We start from the raw sequence: 16,270 nt of genomic DNA on the forward strand, positions 1-16,270 counted from the left end.
CGGCCGGCGATGTGGAGGCCGAGCCCGGTGACCGCGACCGCGAAGGCGACCAGCACGCCGATGAACGCGATCTCGTCGCCCGCTCCGACCGCCACGGTCACGCCGTCGAGCCTAGAGGCGGGCGCGGCGGCGGGGCGAACGGGCGGGGGCGTTCCGGCGGGGACGGACGGAGCGGGCTCGCACCGCGGAACGCCTCGGACGAGCTCCGCGATCCGCAGCACCCGGTCGGCCGATGTCCGGGCGGACGGGTCGTGCGCTGGGACCCGCGCGGACCTCCGCGGTCGGAGGGACGTCGTGTCCTGTTCGCCTGCCGCCCCTTGCCCGCGCGCCGCTCCGCGCGCACGCTGGAGTCATGACCGCCTGGAGCCCTCTCGAGATCGTCGGCGCCGTGGTGATCGCCCTCGCGCTGATCGGGCTCGCCGTCGCGGCCGTGGCGGTCGGAGCGGGCGACGAGATCGCGTTCATCGGCGTGCTGGTCGCCTTCGCGGTCGCGGTCACCGGGCTCGGCCTCCACATCGCCGGCCGCGAGGCGCGATACCGCCGCGACAACCGGTGACTCCGAAGCGCTTCCGCCGCGACGACGGCTGAGGAGGCGCGCTCCCGCCGCGGCGGCCGCTCAGCGGGACGCGCCCCGCCGCGACGGCGGCTGATCGGGGGGCGCCCCGCCGCGACGGCACTCGGCCGGTCAGCGCCCGAGCTCCACCAGCAGCACGCCGGCGATGATCAGGCCGATCCCGCCGAGCATCGTCCAGGTCAGCGGGTCCTGGAACAGCCAGCGGCCGAGCACCGCGGTCAGCGCGACTCCGACCGCCGCCCAGATCCCGTAGGCCACCCCGATCGGCATGCCCTGCGCGAGCGCTCCGGCCAGCAGCGTGAACGCGACGACGTAGCCGACTCCGACCACGACGTACCAGCGCTTCCGGCCGTCCGTCGCGGGCTTGAGGCTCATCGTCGCGGCGACCTCGGTGAGGATCGCGCCCGAGAGCAGCAGCCAGGCCATCAGTGCGCCGCCCGGCGCGCGGCCCGCGCTCGCTGCGAGCCGATCTCGACCATCAGCACGCCCGCGATGATCAGCACCAGCCCGATCGTCATCACGCCCGTCAGCGGCTGACCGAAGAGCACGGCCGCGAGGACCGCCGTCAGCGCGACGCCGCACGCGCCCCACACGCCGTACGCGACTCCGATCGGCATGCCGGCCTTGAGCACCCGGCTGAGGAGGACGAACGCCGCCAGGTAGCCCGCCACCACGAGCGCGTACCAGCCCGGCGACCCGATCGCGGCCTGGAGGGCGAGCGACGCCGTCACCTCGGTGAGGATCGCGCCGGCGAGGAGCACCCAGCTCATCGCGTGCCGTCGGATCGGGTCATCCGGCCAGCGTAGGGCGGGCGCGGAGGCGTGCGCCCGCGGAACGAGAGCGCAGTGCCCGGAGACGGGGTGGGAACGATCGTTCTCCGGGCAGTGATGCGCTCACCGCGCGAAGTGCTCGCGCACCTCCGCCTGCCAGCGCTCGCGGTCCTCCTCCGTGATGAACGCCGCGTCGAAGGAGTTGAGCGCCAGCTGCTCGAGCTGCGCGTCGTCCATCCGCAGCTCCTCGACCAGGGCGCGGTAGTTCTCATCCACGTAGCCGCCGAAGTAGGGCGGATCGTCGCTCGAGACCGTCACGACGAGTCCCTCGCGGAGCATCGCGGGCAGCGGGTGGTCTGCCATCGTGTCCACAGCGCGCAGGGCCACGTTCGACAGCGGGCACACCGTCACCGGGATGCGGCGCTCGCGGAGCATCGCGACGACCTCCGGGTCCTCCATCGCGCGGATCCCGTGGTCGATCCGCTCGACCTTCAGCAGCTCGACGGTGGCCGCGACCGTCTCGGGCCCGCCCTCCTCGCCGGCGTGCGCGACCAGGCGCAGTCCCTCCGCAGCGGCGCGCGCGTAGACGTCGACGAACAGCTCCGGGCCGAAGCCCACCTCGTTCGAGTCGAGCCCGACGCCGATGATGTGCTCGCGCCAGGGGAGGATCGCCGTCAGCATCTCGTCGGCCGCGTCGGCGCCCAGGTCGCGGAGGAAGCACATGATCAGGTCCGTCGAGATCCCGTGGGTCTCCTCGCTCCGACCGAGCGCACGGGTGATCCCGCTCATCACGGTGTCGAGCGCGACGCCGTTGCCGAGGTGCGTCTGCGGGTCGAAGAAGATCTCGGCGCGGCGGACGTTCGCCTTCTGCGCCCGGTCGAGGTAGCCGGTCGCGAGCTCGAAGAAGTCCCGCTCCGTCTTCAGCACGGTGAGGTTCGAGTAGTGCAGCTCCAGGAACGACGCGAGGTCGGTGAAGGAGTACCGGGCGCGGAGGGCGTCGAGGTCCTCGGTGGGCAGGGCGACTCCGTTGCGGCGCGCCATCTCGACGATGTGCTCGGGCTCGATCGTGCCCTCGAGGTGGATGTGCAGCTCGGCGCTGGGCGGGGCGGGGAAGGCGGGGCGGGGCATGCGGATCCTCCAGGGAGCGGCCGGGGCGGCGGGGTCGCTCCCGACCGTAGGCCTCCGCTGTTTCGCGCGCGTTTCCGGCGGGCGGCGCGCGATCCGGATCCGGAGCGGCCCCGCCCCCGGGTGCTAGAGCTCGCCCTGCTGCGAGGTGCCGGCCGGGATCGGGACGAGCCGCGTCACGACGGGAGGCTGGGCGACGAGTCCGCGGATCGCCGCGTTGAGGCGGACGACCGGCTCGCCGGCGCCGTGCGCGTCGAGCAGGTCGCCGCTCGTCCACTTCTCCAGCATGACGATGGTGCCGTCGGGCGAGTCGTGGATCGCGTAGAGCTCGCAGCCCTCCTCCTCGTGCACCTCCGCGATGGCGGTGGAGAGGGCGGCGACGAGCGCGTCGCGCTGCCCCTCGGCGGGAGTGAAGATCGCGGTGACGACGACGGGATCGGACATGGCGTGCCTTTCGGAGGGGGGAGGGGGATCAGCGCCGCGGGGGTGCGGCGCAGCTGGAGCGGATGACGAGGTCGGCCTGCACCTCGATGTGCTGCGGGGCCTCGGGGAGGCGGCCCTGCATGCGGGCGAGGACGAGCTCGACGCGGTGACGGGCGAGCATGTCGATCGGCTGGCGGACGACGCTGAGCGGCGGGGTGACCAGCTCGCTCCAAGGGTTGTCGTCGAACACGACGACCGAGAGGGCCTCCGGGATCCGGATCCCGAGCTGGAAGAGCCGGTGCACGGCGCTGCGCACCTGCGCGCCGCTGCCCGCGGTCTGAGGAGGCAGCGGGCGCCGCGGCGCGTCCGGGCGCCGGAGCAGCCGCAGGCCGGTCGCGAGCTGCCAGGCCGTGACGGCGTAGACGGAGGCGCGCTCCCAGACGCCGTCGGGCAGCAGATCGACGCCGGGCACGCGGGTGTCGACCTGCAGCATCAGCAGCGCGAGCAGGCCGACCGCGCCGAGCACGATCCCGACCGTCCCGAGCGCCCACGGGGCGCGGCCGCGCCGGGCCGCGGCACCGGCGACGATCGAGGCCGCGTTGCCGCCGACGATCGCCATCGCGGCGCCGACCACGTGCAGGCCGCCGATCCCGTTCTGCGCACTGGCGCTGCTCCCGTGCATGAGGCCCACCACGGCGATGCCCACGGCGTAGACCACGGCGAGGGAGAGGAACAGCCCCCGCGATCCGCCCCGCGCCGCCCGCACGGTCGTGACGGCGGCGGCGAGGTAGAGCGCCCCCTGCAGGAGGAATCCGGCGTTCATCACCGCGTGCAGCGGCGAGTCGATCGCGCGCCCCTGGAACACGCCCACCTCGGGCACGCCGAGATCGCTGATGTAGTTCCGTGCGTAGCTGTAGCCCGGGAACGCGGACGCGGCGACCGCCTCCGCTCCGACGTAGGCGAGCGCGCTCACCACCCACAGCACTCCGGCCCCACGAGTTCCCATGCGCCCATCATCCCCGGGCCCGGCCGCGCCGGTCGTCGGCGCCGGACGGCTCCCCGCCGCTCCGGTCACAGGCTGAACCCGCCGTCGGTCGTGAGCACCTGCCCGACGACCCAGCTGCCCGCCGACGTGGCCAGCCATGCGATCAGCTCCGCGGGGTCCGCCGGCGCGCCGACCCGGCCGAAGGGCGTGGTCGCGACGTACTCCTCGAGGTCCTCGAGCGACCGGTCGGTGGTCTCCGGGTCCAGGTATCCCGTGTTCACCGGACCGGGATCGATCGTGTTGAGCACGATCCCGAGCTCCAGGAGCTCGGCGGCGACCGTGGCGGTGACGCCGGCGAGTGCGGCCTTGCTCGCGGCGTAGGCGACCTCTCCGCGCATCGCGCCGTGGATCTGGCCGGACGTCATCCAGAACACGTGTCCCTGCGCCCGGGCGTAGGGCCCGGCTCCGACGACCCGGTCGCCGGGCCGGCGGGGTCCGTCGGTGCGCGGTGCCCGGAGCCGCGCGAACTCCGCGGTGAGCAGGAGGGTGGAGCGGGTGTTGACGTCCCAGAACGCGGTGAGCCGCTCGGGCGTCATGTCGAGGATGCTGCCGTCATCGCCGCTCTTCGCGTGGTTGCAGACGAGGACGTCCAGGCTCCCGGTGAGGTCGGCTGCGGTGGCGATCAGACCGGGGATCGTGGAGGGATCGGCCAGGTCCGCGGCGACGTCGACGAACCGCGCGCCCTCCGTGAGGTGCGCGCGGAGCTCGGACCGGACCGCATCGAGGTCGTCGCCTCCCCAGGGGAGGTCGAGATCGTGAGGGCGGTGGTGGTGGACGGCGAGGTGCGCGCCGAGGGAGGCGAGCTTCGCGGCGACGGCGAATCCGATGCCGCGCCGCCGCGAGACACCGGTGACGAGAGCGGTCCTGCCCTGCAGGGGGAGGAGTGCGGACACGGGGAGCCTTTCGATCGCGCCCGAGCGGGCCGGAGGGTGCGGGCCGGAGGGAGCGGGCCGGAGCGACGGGGATCGGGAAGGCCTCAGCCGCACTGCACGATCCCCACCGTATCGAGCCGCCGGTGGCCTCCGTCCGGCGATGAGGTGCCCCTCAGACCTGCTGGGAGATCCGCAGGCCCCGTCCCCGGGAGAAGCCGAGGCGCGAGTAGCTGTCCGCCAGCCGCTCGTCGCCGGCGACGGCCACGACGACGCCTCCCGCGGGGACCGTGGCCAGCAGCTCCCTCGTCGCGAGCACCGCCGACAGGCGGGTCCCGGGGCGCTGCGAGAACGCCATCACCGTCCACCGCCGCCCGGGAGGCGTCTCCGCGCCGACGGCCTCGGTGAGGGGGGTCCCGACCAGCAGGGCCCCGCCCCCACGGCTCCGCCGAGGAGCGCCGCGAGGACCAGGACCGCGCCGAGCAGCCCCGAGAGCGCGACCCACACGGCCGCCACCACGGCCAGCAGGACGACCGGGACGGTGACGGCGATGCTCACCAGGGCGTCGGCGACCGGCCGGTAGCGCCCGAAGACGACCAGCCCGTTCCGGTCGGCCGTCTCATGGGCGGCGCGGCGGATCACGGAGGGCGCGAGCGAGAGCAGCGCCGTCGGGAAGGCCAGGACGGCGAGGACGCGGTGGCGCGTGAAGGCGCGCACCATCAGCCACGAGACGGCGGGCAGACGTCCCCATCCGACCGGTGCCGACGCCGCTGCCATCGAGCCAGTCTGCGCGATCGGGGAGGCGCGGGGCCACCCGGTACGAGGACGCCGCTCCGGCTCCGCTGCGCGAGGGAGGCCGACGCGGACTACTCCTCGTCCGCCCGGTAGACCTTCCGGAACGCGTCCTTGCGGGCGATCCTCCCGCCGCGGAACTCGTAGATGTCGCAGCCCCGCGTGACCTGGGGTCGGCCGTCGGGGCCGGTCCCGGTGAAGGACCAGGTGGCCGCGCCGCGCGTCCCGGCGATGAGGGGAGCCCCCTCCTCGTGCCGCTCCTGTCCGGTGTCGAAGGCGAGCATGAGCGCGAATCCCTCGCGGACCTGCTCCTTGCCCGTCCAGGTGCGGCCGGGCTCGGGGCCGACGGACGCGCCGTAGACGCAGTCGTCGGTCATGTGGCTCATCAGCGCTTCGAGGTCGTGGCGGGTCCAGGCGTCGCTGAACGCGGCCAGCACCTCGGGCGTCATCTCGCTCGTGCTGGTCTCGGTCGAAGAGGAGTCGTCCATGGCGGGCCTCGGTCCTTCTGATCGGTGGACCGTCGTCGGTCGCTCTGCGACCGTGGCAGGTGAGCGGCCGCAGTGGCAACGCCCTCTAGCGGTCATGTCCGGAAGCGGACGGCCGGCGGATCAGTGGTCCGTCGATCCGCCGACCAGCGGGTGAGCGCGACGGCGGGGGGCGGTGCGCTGCGGGCGGCGGGAGCGGCCGCCGAGGCGACCCGCTCCACCGGGCACTGCCCCGTTTCGATGCTGAGCCCCTTCGCGAAGGCCGTGCCGAAGTCGGACGCGGGCCGGTTCTCCTCCGCCTCCTCGGTCGCGGCTCCCGGGTCGCCGGCGGCGGCCGGATGCTAAGCGCTCGCCGCCTCCTCCGCCACCTCCTCCCCGCCGACCGGCGCCGGCGCGCAGGATGAGGAGCACCGGTCGCGGCGGGCACCGACTCCTCACCCGACCGGCACCGAGACCGCCACGAGCCCGCGCCTGCGGGAGGACAGCGAGAGCACCATGGGATTCTGGGGACCGACCGACGAGACCCGCGGCACGCGCCCGGTCGACGAGCCGCTCGGCGAGCTGGAGCTCGTGCACGCTTTCACCAGCGGGCCGATGCCCACCGGCGTCAGCGTCTCGCACACCGGGCGGATCTTCGTGAACTTCCCGAAGTGGGGAGACGAGGTCCCGGCCACGGTCGTGGAGCTGGTCGACGGAGCGGCGGTGCCCTACCCGGACGAGGCCTGGAACACGCCGGCGGGGATCGACGACGCCGGCGCCCTCGTCTCGGTGCAGAGCATCGTCGTCGATCCGGCCGACCGGCTCTGGATCCTCGACACCGGCAGCCCGATGTTCGAGCCGACGAAGAAGGGCGGCCCCAAGCTCGTCCGCGTCGACCTGGCGACCGACACCGTCGAGCAGGTGATCCTCCTCGAGCCGGACGTCGCCCTGCCGACCACCTACCTCAACGACGTGCGCTTCGATCTGCGGCGCGGCATCGCCTACATCACCGACTCGGCCGACTCCGGCCCGAACGGGATCATCGTCGTCGACCTCGAGGCGGGGACCGCCTGGCGTCGCCTGCACGACCACCCGAGCACGAAGGCGCTCACTCCTCCGGAGCTCGTGCCGATGGCCGAGGGCCGCGTGCTGATGAAGCGCCCGGCCGACGGCGACCCGCAGCCGGTGACGATGGGCGCCGACGGCATCGCGATCTCGGCAGACGGCGAGCGCCTCTGGTACTGCCCGCTCGCCTCCCGCCGCTGGTTCAGCGTGGCGACGTCGGCCCTGGTCGACCGGTCGGTGCCGGACGAGGACGTCGCGGCGACCGTCGTCGACGAGGGCGACAAGGGCGGGGGAGCGGACGGCCTCGAGACGGATGCGCTGGGCCGCTTCTACGCCACGAGCTATGAGAACAACGCGATCGTCCGCCGTCGCACCGACGGCACGATGGAGACGATCGTGCACGACGAGCGGCTGCTCTGGCCCGACACCATGTCGATCGCGACGGACGAGCACCTGTACGTCACCGCGAACCAGCTGCACCGCCAGGCCGACTACCAGGGCGGCACGGATCTGCGGACGTACCCGTACTCGCTGTTCCGGGTACGGATCGGCGCGGGGCCGGTTCTCCTGCGCTGAAGGCCCCCGCCCGGTCTCCTGCGCCGAGATCCGCAGCGCGGATCAGCGCCAGTGGACGAGCTCCGTGCGGAGGGTCGCGCGGGCGCGGGCGAGCAGCCCGCGGACGGTCGAGGTCGAGAGGCCCAGCTCGTGCGCGATCGCGTCGTAGCTGCACTGCTCCAGCTGGCGCAGCTCCCAGCAGCGGCGCTGGGCCGGGGGCATCGCGGCGAGCACCCGGTTGGCGTCGGCGGCGAGCGATCCGCAGTGCGCGGCGTGCTCCGGGTCGTCGGCGGCGGAGGCGGGGAACTCGTCGTCCAGCTCGGCTCGCAGCCGCGAGACGCTGGAGCGGAGTCGGTCGACGCTGCGGCGGCGGGCGGTCGTGACGAGCCAGCCGGCGATGGTCTCGCCGTCGATCACGCTGTCCACGTGGGTCCACGCCGCGAGGAACGTCTCCTGCACCACGTCGTCGACGTCGGCGCTGCTGCGGAGGGTGCGGGCGGCCGTCGCGCGGAGCAGCGCGGTGTAGCGGCGGACGATGGTGGCGAACGCGCGGTCGTCGCCCTCCGCGGCGCGGATGACGAGCATCCGGTCCGAGTCGGGCTCGAGCAGTGCGAGCGGCGGCGCGGCGAGGGTCGAGGTGCGGGCCCTCGGGAGGCGTGCGGGGGTGGTGGCGGTGAGCATGCGGACTCCGGTCGACTTGATGTGTACGCATGATTCGGAGGCGCGCTCCGGCCCGGTTTCCCGGGGCGGGACCCCAGTGGGAGGGGCAGGTCTGTCCGGTTTCCGGGGACGTCAGCGCCGCCGCGACCACCAGCGGCGGGACCGCTCCGGCTCGGCGGCCGCCCGGGCCTCGGCCGCGGCGGCGCGATCGGCGCGCCGCTGCGACCAGGCGGCGACCTCCTCGTCGACGTCCCGGAGCGGGGTGACGACGGGCGGCCCGCCCAGCAGCTGGCGGCGTGCCTCGATCACCCGCGTGTTGAAGTCGGCGAGCTCGGCGCGCACCTCCTCCTCGCGGTGCAGGCGGTCGAGGCGCTCGTCGAGCGCGCGGTCCTCGGCGCGGAGGAGGAAGGCGGCCGGGCCGATCCCGGTGAGGTTCTCGCGCTCGATCTTGCGGCGGATCCACCAGTCCGGGTCGTGGGCCGCGCCCAGGTCCGCTAGCGGCTTCCCCGATCCCGGCAGGTCGTCGAAGTCGCCGCGGCGGATCGCGAGCTGGATCGCCGTCTCGACGAACGCGGCCCGCTCGAGCGGATCCTCGGGCAGGGCGGGCTGCTCCGACTCCTCCTCGCCCGCGGCGCCGGCTCGGTACCGGGCGGCGCGCTCCCTCGCATCCGACATCCCTCCACGCTAGATCGGGCTCCTCGCCCCGGGCAACCACCCCTCCCGCCGTCTCGGTGGTCGGCGGGGCGCCGCGGGTCGACATCGGCGGACCGGCGTGCATAGTATCGATACTCGATAACATCGACGATCGATAAGGAGCACGCCATGACGAGTGTCATCCCCAGCGCACCGGTCCGGGAGCGTCCGCGCGTGTTCCGGGTGGCGAGAGCGGTCCTGCTCATCGTCGCGGTCTTCTCCGTGCTCACTGCGCTCCTGCAGACCTGGACCGTCACCACCGGGCGCACCCTGCTGGTCTCCGGGGGAGCGGACGGCCGCCTCCCTCTCCGGAGCCTCCCGCAGCTGCTGCAGGCCGAGCCGCGCGAGGGCACCGCGCCCACGCTCGCCGACGCCGCCCTCTCCCTCCGCCTGCTCGGTGCGCTGCCGAGCCTCCTCCAGGCGGTCACGATCGTCCCCGCCACGGTCTTCCTCCTGCGGGTCCTCCGCGGCATCGCGGCCGGACGCCCGTTCGACCCCTTCGTCCTCGCGAACTGGCGCCGTCTGAGCCTCGCACTGCTGATCGGAGGAGTGGCGCAGGGCCTCGCCGACACCGCGGCCGGCCTGTACCTCAGCTCCGGCATCGGCCTGCTCTTCGCCGCCGGCCGGGTGACCGACGAGCAGCGCGACGCCTTCCTCGGCGGCGACTACCAGGCCATCGGGACGAACCTGCCGCAGTGGCCCGTCCCCGTCCTGCTCGCCGGAGTGGTGGCCCTCGCCCTGACAGCGGCGTTCCGCGCCGGCGCGAAGCTCGAACGGGACGTCGACGGCGTTGTCTGAGCCCGCCGACGACGAGAGGCACCGGATCGACTGCCACCTCGGAGCAGTGCTGGCCGAGCGCGGCGTGACCCTCACCGCCCTCTCGGCCCGCACCGGCATCACGATGGCGAACCTCTCCATCCTCAAGAACAACCGCGCCCGCGCGATCCGCTTCACGACGCTGACGCTCATCTGCGACGCACTCGACTGCACCCCGCAGGAGCTGTTCTCGATCCGGGCCGTCGACGAGCGGGGGTAGCGGCGGGCGGATCGTCCAGGGGATCTCTGCGGGGCCGATGGTAGGGACGCCGTCCGATCCGACCGTCGATCGAGCAGGCGTCAGTCGCGCTCCGCGTCCGCCCCTCCTGGGATCGGCCGGAGCTCCCCGGAGCTCGCTCTCGTCCCGACCCGTGGATGAGCCTCACCAGCGCGGTCGGCGGCCTCGGCCATCGACCGTCCACAGGGGAGCGAGCTCGTCAGCGGGACCGTCGAATGCGCCTCCGGTGGATGCCGGCGGCTGCTCGCGGTCGTCCCTCCCGACGCGAATCACTCCCGAGCAGTTGTCGAGCGAGCTCGAAAGGACCCCGCAGACACGCATCGCGGGAACCCTCCGGGACCCTCGCTCCATCTCGGTGGCTTCCACCGTCGAGGGGCCCCTCCTGAAGATCCGGGCCGACTACTGGTCCCAGGAGTACGTCCCCTGGGGACGTGTGCGAAGCGTCCTCGTGGGTTCTTCCGCCAACCGGTCCCGTCGCGCTGTGGGATCTCCCTGAGACGGCGGCGGTGTACCCGTCGACGAGGCCGCCGGTCATCGTCCCCGCGAGGAGCGCCCGCTTCAGACCCGCACCGACGACGAACACGTCGATCGACCCGGGGTTCCCGAACGGGGGACGGACCGTGATGCACGTCTGGTCGTGCTGAGCGGCGGTCAGCGGTCGAGGACTTGACGAATGACGAGGACTCGGATCTCCGTCGACTCCCGCCCCACCGGGTCGAACCCGCTCGCCGTCGTCACTGAGACCCTGCTCGAGCCGGTCGGCGTGCTCGTGCGCGCAGCGCTGCGGCCGCTTCCCGCCCGCTCAGTCCAGCGGGTAGCCCGGCAGCCCGTCGATGCTGACCGCGTTGCGCGTGGCTCGGTACTCGGCCATGCCGTCGGGGCCCTTCTTCTCGGCCTGGAGGAGGAGCAGGTCGCGCTCGCCGACCGGCTCCATCACCGGCACGCCCCAGCCGCACGCGTCACTGATGCGGGTGAGCTCGACGGTGACGACCGCGCGGGTGCTCGGGTGGTCGGGGTGCTGCTCCGCGACCTCGGCGAACGCCTCCGAACCGGGCAGGTGCACGGAGCCGGTGCCGTGCAGGCGGACGATGCGCGGACGCGGTCCGAACGACGCGAACATCAGGCACACGCGCCCGTTCTCACGCAGGTGCGCGATCGTCTCGACTCCGCTGCCCGTGTAGTCGACCCAGCCGACGCGCCGCGGGCCCAGGATCGAGAACGAGTCGTGGCCGCGCGGCGACATGTTGACGTGCCCGTCGGCGGCGAGGGGCGCGGTGGCGACGAACCACATCGGCTGCTCGTGAATCCAGGAGGAGAGGCTCTCGTCGATCTCGTCGTAGACGTGCGCCACGGGGTCAGGCCCCGGCCGCGCGGCGGACCAGCTCGGTGACGGCGACGCGCGTCTCGGCGTCGGCGGAGACGAGCGCGTAGGCGGTCGGCCAGATCGTGCCGTCGTCGAGCTGGGCGCCGTCCTGGAAGCCGAGGGTCGAGTAGCGCGTGCCGAACTTCGCGCCGGGCTGGAAGAAGACGATCGCCTTGCCGTCGGAGCGCGCGTAGGCGGGGAAGCCGTACCAGGTCTTCGGGAGGAGATCGGGGGCGGTCTCGCCGACGACCTCGTGGAGCATCTGGGCGATCGGCCGCTCCTCGTCGGTCATCGCGGCGATCGCGGCCTCCGCGTCCATGCGGTCGGCGTCGGCCTTGTCGGCGCTCTTCTGCCGCTTCGCCTCCGCCCGCAGCTCGGCCGCGCGCTGCTTCATCGCCGCGCGCTCGTCCTTCGAGAAACCGTCTTCGGAGGCCATGTCCGCCCGTCCCGTCCGTCTGCGGCTCCCGGTCCGGGAGCGTCCCCGCACATCGTGACAGCGCCGCACTCGCCGCACAACGGCGGGACCGGGCGCGACCGCGCCCCCCGGAAGCCCAGCCTCCGCGGTTAGCGTGGGCGGATGCGCCTCCTCCTGATCCGCCACGGCCAGACCCCCTCCAACGTCGCCGGGCTCCTCGACACCCGCATCCCCGGACCCGGGCTCACCGACCTCGGCCGCACCCAGGCCGCTGCGCTGCCCGGTCGGCTCGCCGGCGAGGGGATCGGCGCGCTGCTCGTCTCGACGATGGTCCGCACCCACGAGACGGCCGCCCCTCTCGCCGCGGCCCTCGGGCTCGAGCCGATCGAGCGCGACGGCATCCGCGAGGTCGCTGCCGCGGGGCTCGAGATGCGCGGCGACGTCGCGGCGGTCGAGGAGTACATGGGCACGGTCTTCCGCTGGGCCGGCGGCGAGACGTCGATCCGGCTGGCGGGCGGCGAGACGGGCGACGAGTTCGCGGCGCGCTACGACGCGGTGGTGGCGGAGGCGGAGGCGCTCGGGCACGAGGTCGTCGCGCTGGTCAGTCACGGCGCGGCTATCCGCTGCTGGGCGGGTCTGCGCTCCCTCGACCTCGATGCGCGCTTCATCGCCGACCACCTGCTCGACAACACCGGCGTCGTCGTCCTCGAGGGCTCGGGCGACGCGTGGACGCTCGTGTCCTGGCAGGGCGAGCCCGTCAGCGGAGTCGGCGCGGCGGCCCCCTCGGGCCCGGCGGGCGAGACCACCGTCTGAGCTGCAAGCCTCCTCGCCGGTCGAGCAGCGGCGGATGGAGTCCGGCCGGAACGAGCGCCGCCGGCCGCGCCATCACGGTAACGATCGCGCAACACTCCGGAAACCAGCTCCGACCAGCACATTCGCTCGCGCCGATCGGTTCATCACCACCCCTGGACCCGCACCCGCAATTGTCCGACGTTTGCCCCTCGGCGGCTCCGCGGCTACCGTGGTCGGCGGTCCTCACGGGCCCCGATGAACCGGTCCGCGCTCGCACGGCGTCCCCCAGGACGCGCCGCGATCGTACGGTCAACGGGAGTGGAGGCGGCCCCGAGGCCGCCTCGGACGCTCTCGCCTCCACCCCCTGCCGCGCTGAGCGGCGGGACGCACGCGGAGGCTCGACGCACGGCTGTCCCACGCTCCCGACCCGGCACCACGAGATGAGCGCAGGGCGTCGTCCCTGCGCGCCGACGGAGTGTACGTGCACCAGAACCAGCAGATCATCAGCGAGCCCCGGAGCGAGGCGGGCACCGATCCCGCGACCCCCGCTCTCGAGGCCCGCCACCTCTTCAAGGTGTTCGGCCGGAAGCCCGACGAGGTCGTCCGCCGACTGGGCGAGGGCGCCGACCGCGGCGAGCTCGCCGGACTCGGCACGGCCGCGGTGATCGACGCATCCTTCACCGTGCGCCGCGGCGAGATCTTCGTCGTGATGGGCCTCTCCGGCTCCGGGAAGTCCACCCTGATCCGCATGCTGAACGGGCTCCAGGAGCCCTCCGCGGGCGAGGTCCTGATCGAGGGCTCCACCATCACCGGCGTCTCCGAGGCGGAGCTGCGCCGCGTGCGCCGCTCGTCGGTGTCGATGGTGTTCCAGCACTTCGCGCTCCTCCCGCACCGCACCGTGCTCGACAACGTCGCGTACCCGCTCGAGATCCAGGGCGTCCCCGCGGCCGAGCGCCGCGAGCGGGCCCTGCTCGCGGTCGAGCGCGCCGGTCTCGCCGGCTGGCACGAGAAGATGCCCGACGAGCTCTCCGGCGGCATGCGCCAGCGCGTCGGCCTCGCCCGGGCGCTCGCCGCCGACACCGACATCGTGCTGATGGACGAGGCGTTCTCGGCACTCGACCCGCTGATCCGCCGCGAGATGCAGGAGCAGCTGATCGAGCTGCAGCACGAGCTCGGCAAGACCATCGTCTTCATCACGCACGACCTCAACGAGGCCATGTTCCTCGGCGACCGCATCGCGGTGATGCGCGACGGCCGCATCGTCCAGATCGGCACCCCGGAGGAGATCCTCACCGACCCGGCGAACGACTACGTCGCCCAGTTCGTGCAGGACGTCGACCGCGCCCGCGTGCTCACCGCCTCCGCCGTGATGGAGCCCGCCCGCTCCGTGGTCACCCTGGCGGCCGGACCCCGCGCCGCGCTGCGGAGCATGCGCGACCTGCAGACTTCGGCCGCGTTCGTGGTCGGCGGCGGACGCCGCCTGCTGGGCACGGTCCGCGACCGCGACGTGATCGAGCAGGTGCGCCGGAGCACCGGCGACCTCTCGGCGGTCCTCGCCTCCGACGTCGTCACCGTCGGTCCGGACACCGCCCTCAGCGAGGTCATCGAGCCCGCCGTCGAGTCGGCGCTGCCGGTCGCTGTGGTCGACGCCGACGGGCGTCTGCTCGGAGCGATCCCGCGGGTGACCCTGCTCGCGGCGCTCGGCAACGTGCCCGCCCGCACCGGCGAGCACCCGGTGATCGAGCCGCCCGCCACCGTCTCGACCGAGGTCGTCACCGCGACCCTGCACGCGACCGGAGGCCCCGTCGAGGACGCCGTCCTCGCGGCGGACGGAGGTGCACGATGACCGATCTCGGCTTCCGCCTCCCGCTCGGCGCCCTCGCCGAGGGTGCCGTCGACGTCCTCACGCAGACCTTCCAGCCGGTCTTCGACCTGCTGCGCACCGTCTTCGGCGCCCTCTACTCCGGCGTCGACCTCGTCCTCGCGACACCGCCCTTCTGGGTGATCGTCGCCTTCCTCGCCGTACTGGCCTACGCCGTCCGCGGCTGGGTCTTCGCGGCCGGCACCGCCGTGGGGCTCCTGCTGATCGTGGGGGTCGACCAGTGGGAGAACGCGATGGACTCCCTCGCGCTGGTGCTCGTCGCCTCCGTGATCGCCATCGCGCTGAGCGTGCCGCTGGGCGTGCTCGCCGCGCGCAACCGCACGGCCTCCGCTGTCATCCGGCCCGTGCTCGACCTGATGCAGACGATGCCGGCCTTCGTCTACCTGATCCCCGCGCTGATCCTGTTCCGGGTCGGAGTGGTGCCGGGCATCGTCGCGACCATCGTGTTCGCGATGGCGCCGGGCGTCCGGCTCACCGAGCTGGGCATCCGCGGCGTCGACCCGGAGCTCGTCGAGGCGGGGGAGTCGTTCGGCTCCTCGAAGTGGCGGATCCTCCGCCAGATCCAGCTGCCGCTGGCGCTGCCCTCGATCCTGGCGGGCCTCAACCAGGTCATCATGCTCTCGCTCTCGATGGTCGTCATCGCGGGCATGGTCGGCGCCGGAGGGCTGGGCGGCGACGTCGTCGCGAGCCTCAACCGGATCGATGTCGCGCTCGGCTTCGAGGCGGGCATCTCCGTCGTGATCCTCGCGGTCGTCCTCGACCGGATGACCGGCGCGCTGGGCTCGCCCTCGCCGGCGAGGGTCGCCCGGGCGAAGAACCGCCGCGCCGTCGTGGCGACCCGCTCGGCCGTCGGCGTCGTCTCGATCGGCCTGGTCGCGTCCCTCGGGGCCGCGACCCTCGCCGCTCCCGCCACCGCCGCCTCCGTCGACAACGGCGACCGCACCGACGTGACCGTCGCCGTGTTCCAGGGCTGGGACGAGGGGATCGCGGTCTCCGCTCTGTGGGAGGCGGTGCTCGAGGAGCAGGGCTACGACGTGACCCTGCAGAACGCCGACGTCGCCCCCGGCTTCCAGGGCCTCTCGACCGGCGACTACGACCTCGCCCTCGACACCTGGCTGCCGCTCACCCACGCCCGGTACGTCGAGCAGTACGGCGACTCGATCGTCGACCTGGGCGCATGGAACGACGAGGCGAAGCTGACCATCGCGGTCAACGAGGACGCCCCGATCGACTCCCTCGAGGAGCTCGCCGCCGACCCGGGCGTCGTCGGCAACCGCCTGATCGGCATCGAGCCCGGCTCCGGTCTCAACAAGACGACGACCGAGGACGTCATCCCCGGCTACGGCCTGGAGGGGATGGACTACCTCACCTCGTCGACGCCGGCCATGCTCCAGGAGCTCTCGAGCGCGACCGCCGCGGGCGAGAACATCGCCGTCACGCTCTGGCGCCCGCACTGGGCCTACGACGCCTTCCCGGTCAAGGACCTCGAGGACCCGAAGGGCCTGCTCGGGCAGGCGGAGGGCATCCACTCCTTCGGCTCGGCCGCGTTCGACGCGGACTACCCGACGATGAGCCGCTGGATCCGCGACTTCCGGATGGACTCGAAGACGCTCTACTCGCTCGAGAACGCGCTGTTCAACGACGGGGCCGACGACCGCTCCGCAGCCCTCGCCGCGTGGATGGACGAGAACCGGGAGTACGTCGACACGCTGATCACCTGATCCGCCAC

20 protein-coding genes are annotated in these 16,270 nt (G+C 73.3%); 7 read left to right on the forward strand and 13 right to left on the reverse strand.

All coding sequences use genetic code 11. The features are described 5' to 3' along the window. The first annotated feature begins 352 nt into the window (after nt 1-352). Entirely contained in the window at nt 353-556 is a 204-nt protein-coding gene (locus C5D04_RS13260) for a hypothetical protein (protein ID WP_104256386.1), read from the forward strand. A 129-nt stretch (nt 557-685) separates the two neighbouring features. Here C5D04_RS13260 and C5D04_RS13265 read toward each other — a convergent pair whose 3' ends face one another. From C5D04_RS13265 to C5D04_RS13305, 9 genes are all read right to left on the reverse strand, one after another. Beyond that, a complete protein-coding gene (locus C5D04_RS13265) occupies nt 686-1,000 on the reverse strand; it encodes a multidrug efflux SMR transporter (RefSeq protein WP_104227487.1) in 315 nt (104 codons plus the stop codon). After that, entirely contained in the window at nt 1,000-1,344 is a 345-nt protein-coding gene (locus tag C5D04_RS13270) for a multidrug efflux SMR transporter (RefSeq protein ID WP_104347815.1), read from the reverse strand. Before C5D04_RS13270 ends, C5D04_RS13265 begins: the two co-directional genes overlap by 1 nt. Before the next feature lie 123 nt (nt 1,345-1,467). Then, on the reverse strand, nt 1,468-2,472 hold the full coding sequence (locus C5D04_RS13275) for an adenosine deaminase (RefSeq protein ID WP_104347816.1): 1,005 nt from the start codon (nt 2,470-2,472) through the stop codon (nt 1,468-1,470). Nucleotides 2,473-2,595: 123 nt separating this feature from the next. Further along, nucleotides 2,596-2,913 (reverse strand): putative quinol monooxygenase, encoded by a 318-nt coding sequence (locus C5D04_RS13280; RefSeq protein ID WP_104347817.1) that lies wholly within the window; start codon nt 2,911-2,913, stop codon nt 2,596-2,598. 28 nt (nt 2,914-2,941) lie between these two features. Next, nucleotides 2,942-3,898, reverse strand: coding sequence for a DUF998 domain-containing protein (locus C5D04_RS13285; protein WP_258068914.1), 957 nt, complete (start codon nt 3,896-3,898; stop codon nt 2,942-2,944). 65 nt (nt 3,899-3,963) lie between these two features. Next, entirely contained in the window at nt 3,964-4,830 is an 867-nt protein-coding gene (locus C5D04_RS13290) for an SDR family oxidoreductase (RefSeq protein ID WP_258068915.1), read from the reverse strand. A 151-nt stretch (nt 4,831-4,981) separates the two neighbouring features. Beyond that, entirely contained in the window at nt 4,982-5,164 is a 183-nt protein-coding gene (locus C5D04_RS13295) for a hypothetical protein (RefSeq protein WP_104347818.1), read from the reverse strand. Beyond that, nucleotides 5,164-5,583, reverse strand: coding sequence for a hypothetical protein (locus tag C5D04_RS13300; protein ID WP_146076636.1), 420 nt, complete (start codon nt 5,581-5,583; stop codon nt 5,164-5,166). The genes C5D04_RS13295 and C5D04_RS13300 overlap by 1 nt, the downstream gene beginning before the upstream one ends. An 89-nt stretch (nt 5,584-5,672) precedes the next feature. After that, a complete protein-coding gene (locus C5D04_RS13305; protein WP_208543359.1) occupies nt 5,673-6,086 on the reverse strand; it encodes a nuclear transport factor 2 family protein in 414 nt (137 codons plus the stop codon). A 492-nt stretch (nt 6,087-6,578) separates the two neighbouring features. On the opposite strand from C5D04_RS13305, the gene C5D04_RS13315 reads away from it, so the two are divergent. After that, nucleotides 6,579-7,703 (forward strand): L-dopachrome tautomerase-related protein, encoded by a 1,125-nt coding sequence (locus C5D04_RS13315; RefSeq protein WP_104347821.1) that lies wholly within the window; start codon nt 6,579-6,581, stop codon nt 7,701-7,703. 42 nt (nt 7,704-7,745) lie between these two features. On the opposite strand, the gene C5D04_RS13320 is transcribed toward C5D04_RS13315, so the two are convergent. Together C5D04_RS13320 and C5D04_RS13325 are read right to left on the reverse strand one after the other, a co-directional pair. Continuing rightward, nucleotides 7,746-8,363 (reverse strand): RNA polymerase sigma factor, encoded by a 618-nt coding sequence (locus C5D04_RS13320; RefSeq protein WP_104347822.1) that lies wholly within the window; start codon nt 8,361-8,363, stop codon nt 7,746-7,748. Between the two features lie 111 nt (nt 8,364-8,474). Continuing rightward, nucleotides 8,475-9,017 carry a DUF1992 domain-containing protein gene (locus tag C5D04_RS13325; protein WP_104347823.1) on the reverse strand — a complete coding sequence of 181 codons (543 nt, stop codon included), beginning with the start codon at nt 9,015-9,017 and terminating at the stop codon, nt 8,475-8,477. 147 nt (nt 9,018-9,164) lie between these two features. On the opposite strand from C5D04_RS13325, the gene C5D04_RS13330 reads away from it, so the two are divergent. Continuing rightward, nucleotides 9,165-9,833, forward strand: coding sequence for a hypothetical protein (locus C5D04_RS13330; protein ID WP_104347824.1), 669 nt, complete (start codon nt 9,165-9,167; stop codon nt 9,831-9,833). Continuing rightward, on the forward strand, nt 9,826-10,071 hold the full coding sequence (locus C5D04_RS13335) for a helix-turn-helix transcriptional regulator (RefSeq protein WP_104224883.1): 246 nt from the start codon (nt 9,826-9,828) through the stop codon (nt 10,069-10,071). The genes C5D04_RS13330 and C5D04_RS13335 overlap by 8 nt, the downstream gene beginning before the upstream one ends. Before the next feature lie 820 nt (nt 10,072-10,891). Here the strand turns inward: C5D04_RS13335 and C5D04_RS13340 are convergent. Together C5D04_RS13340 and C5D04_RS13345 are read right to left on the reverse strand one after the other, a co-directional pair. After that, nucleotides 10,892-11,440 carry a pyridoxamine 5'-phosphate oxidase family protein gene (locus C5D04_RS13340; RefSeq protein WP_104283915.1) on the reverse strand — a complete coding sequence of 183 codons (549 nt, stop codon included), beginning with the start codon at nt 11,438-11,440 and terminating at the stop codon, nt 10,892-10,894. Between the two features lie 4 nt (nt 11,441-11,444). Then, on the reverse strand, nt 11,445-11,888 hold the full coding sequence (locus tag C5D04_RS13345; protein WP_104347825.1) for a hypothetical protein: 444 nt from the start codon (nt 11,886-11,888) through the stop codon (nt 11,445-11,447). 141 nt (nt 11,889-12,029) lie between these two features. Here C5D04_RS13345 and C5D04_RS13350 point away from each other — a divergent pair, with 141 nt between their 5' ends. From C5D04_RS13350 to C5D04_RS18825, 3 genes are all read left to right on the forward strand, one after another. Then, on the forward strand, nt 12,030-12,680 hold the full coding sequence (locus tag C5D04_RS13350; RefSeq protein ID WP_104336165.1) for a histidine phosphatase family protein: 651 nt from the start codon (nt 12,030-12,032) through the stop codon (nt 12,678-12,680). A gap of 460 nt (nt 12,681-13,140) precedes the next feature. Continuing rightward, nucleotides 13,141-14,505, forward strand: coding sequence for a glycine betaine/L-proline ABC transporter ATP-binding protein (locus C5D04_RS13355; RefSeq protein ID WP_374954390.1), 1,365 nt, complete (start codon nt 13,141-13,143; stop codon nt 14,503-14,505). Next, nucleotides 14,502-16,262, forward strand: a complete 1,761-nt coding sequence (locus C5D04_RS18825; protein ID WP_104248115.1) for an ABC transporter permease/substrate binding protein — start codon at nt 14,502-14,504, stop codon at nt 16,260-16,262. The genes C5D04_RS13355 and C5D04_RS18825 overlap by 4 nt, the downstream gene beginning before the upstream one ends. Nucleotides 16,263-16,270: the final 8 nt, after the last annotated feature.

This window comes from Rathayibacter sp. AY1D2, assembly GCF_002932695.1.
In the GTDB taxonomy this organism is placed as follows: Bacteria; Actinomycetota; Actinomycetes; order Actinomycetales; family Microbacteriaceae; genus Rathayibacter.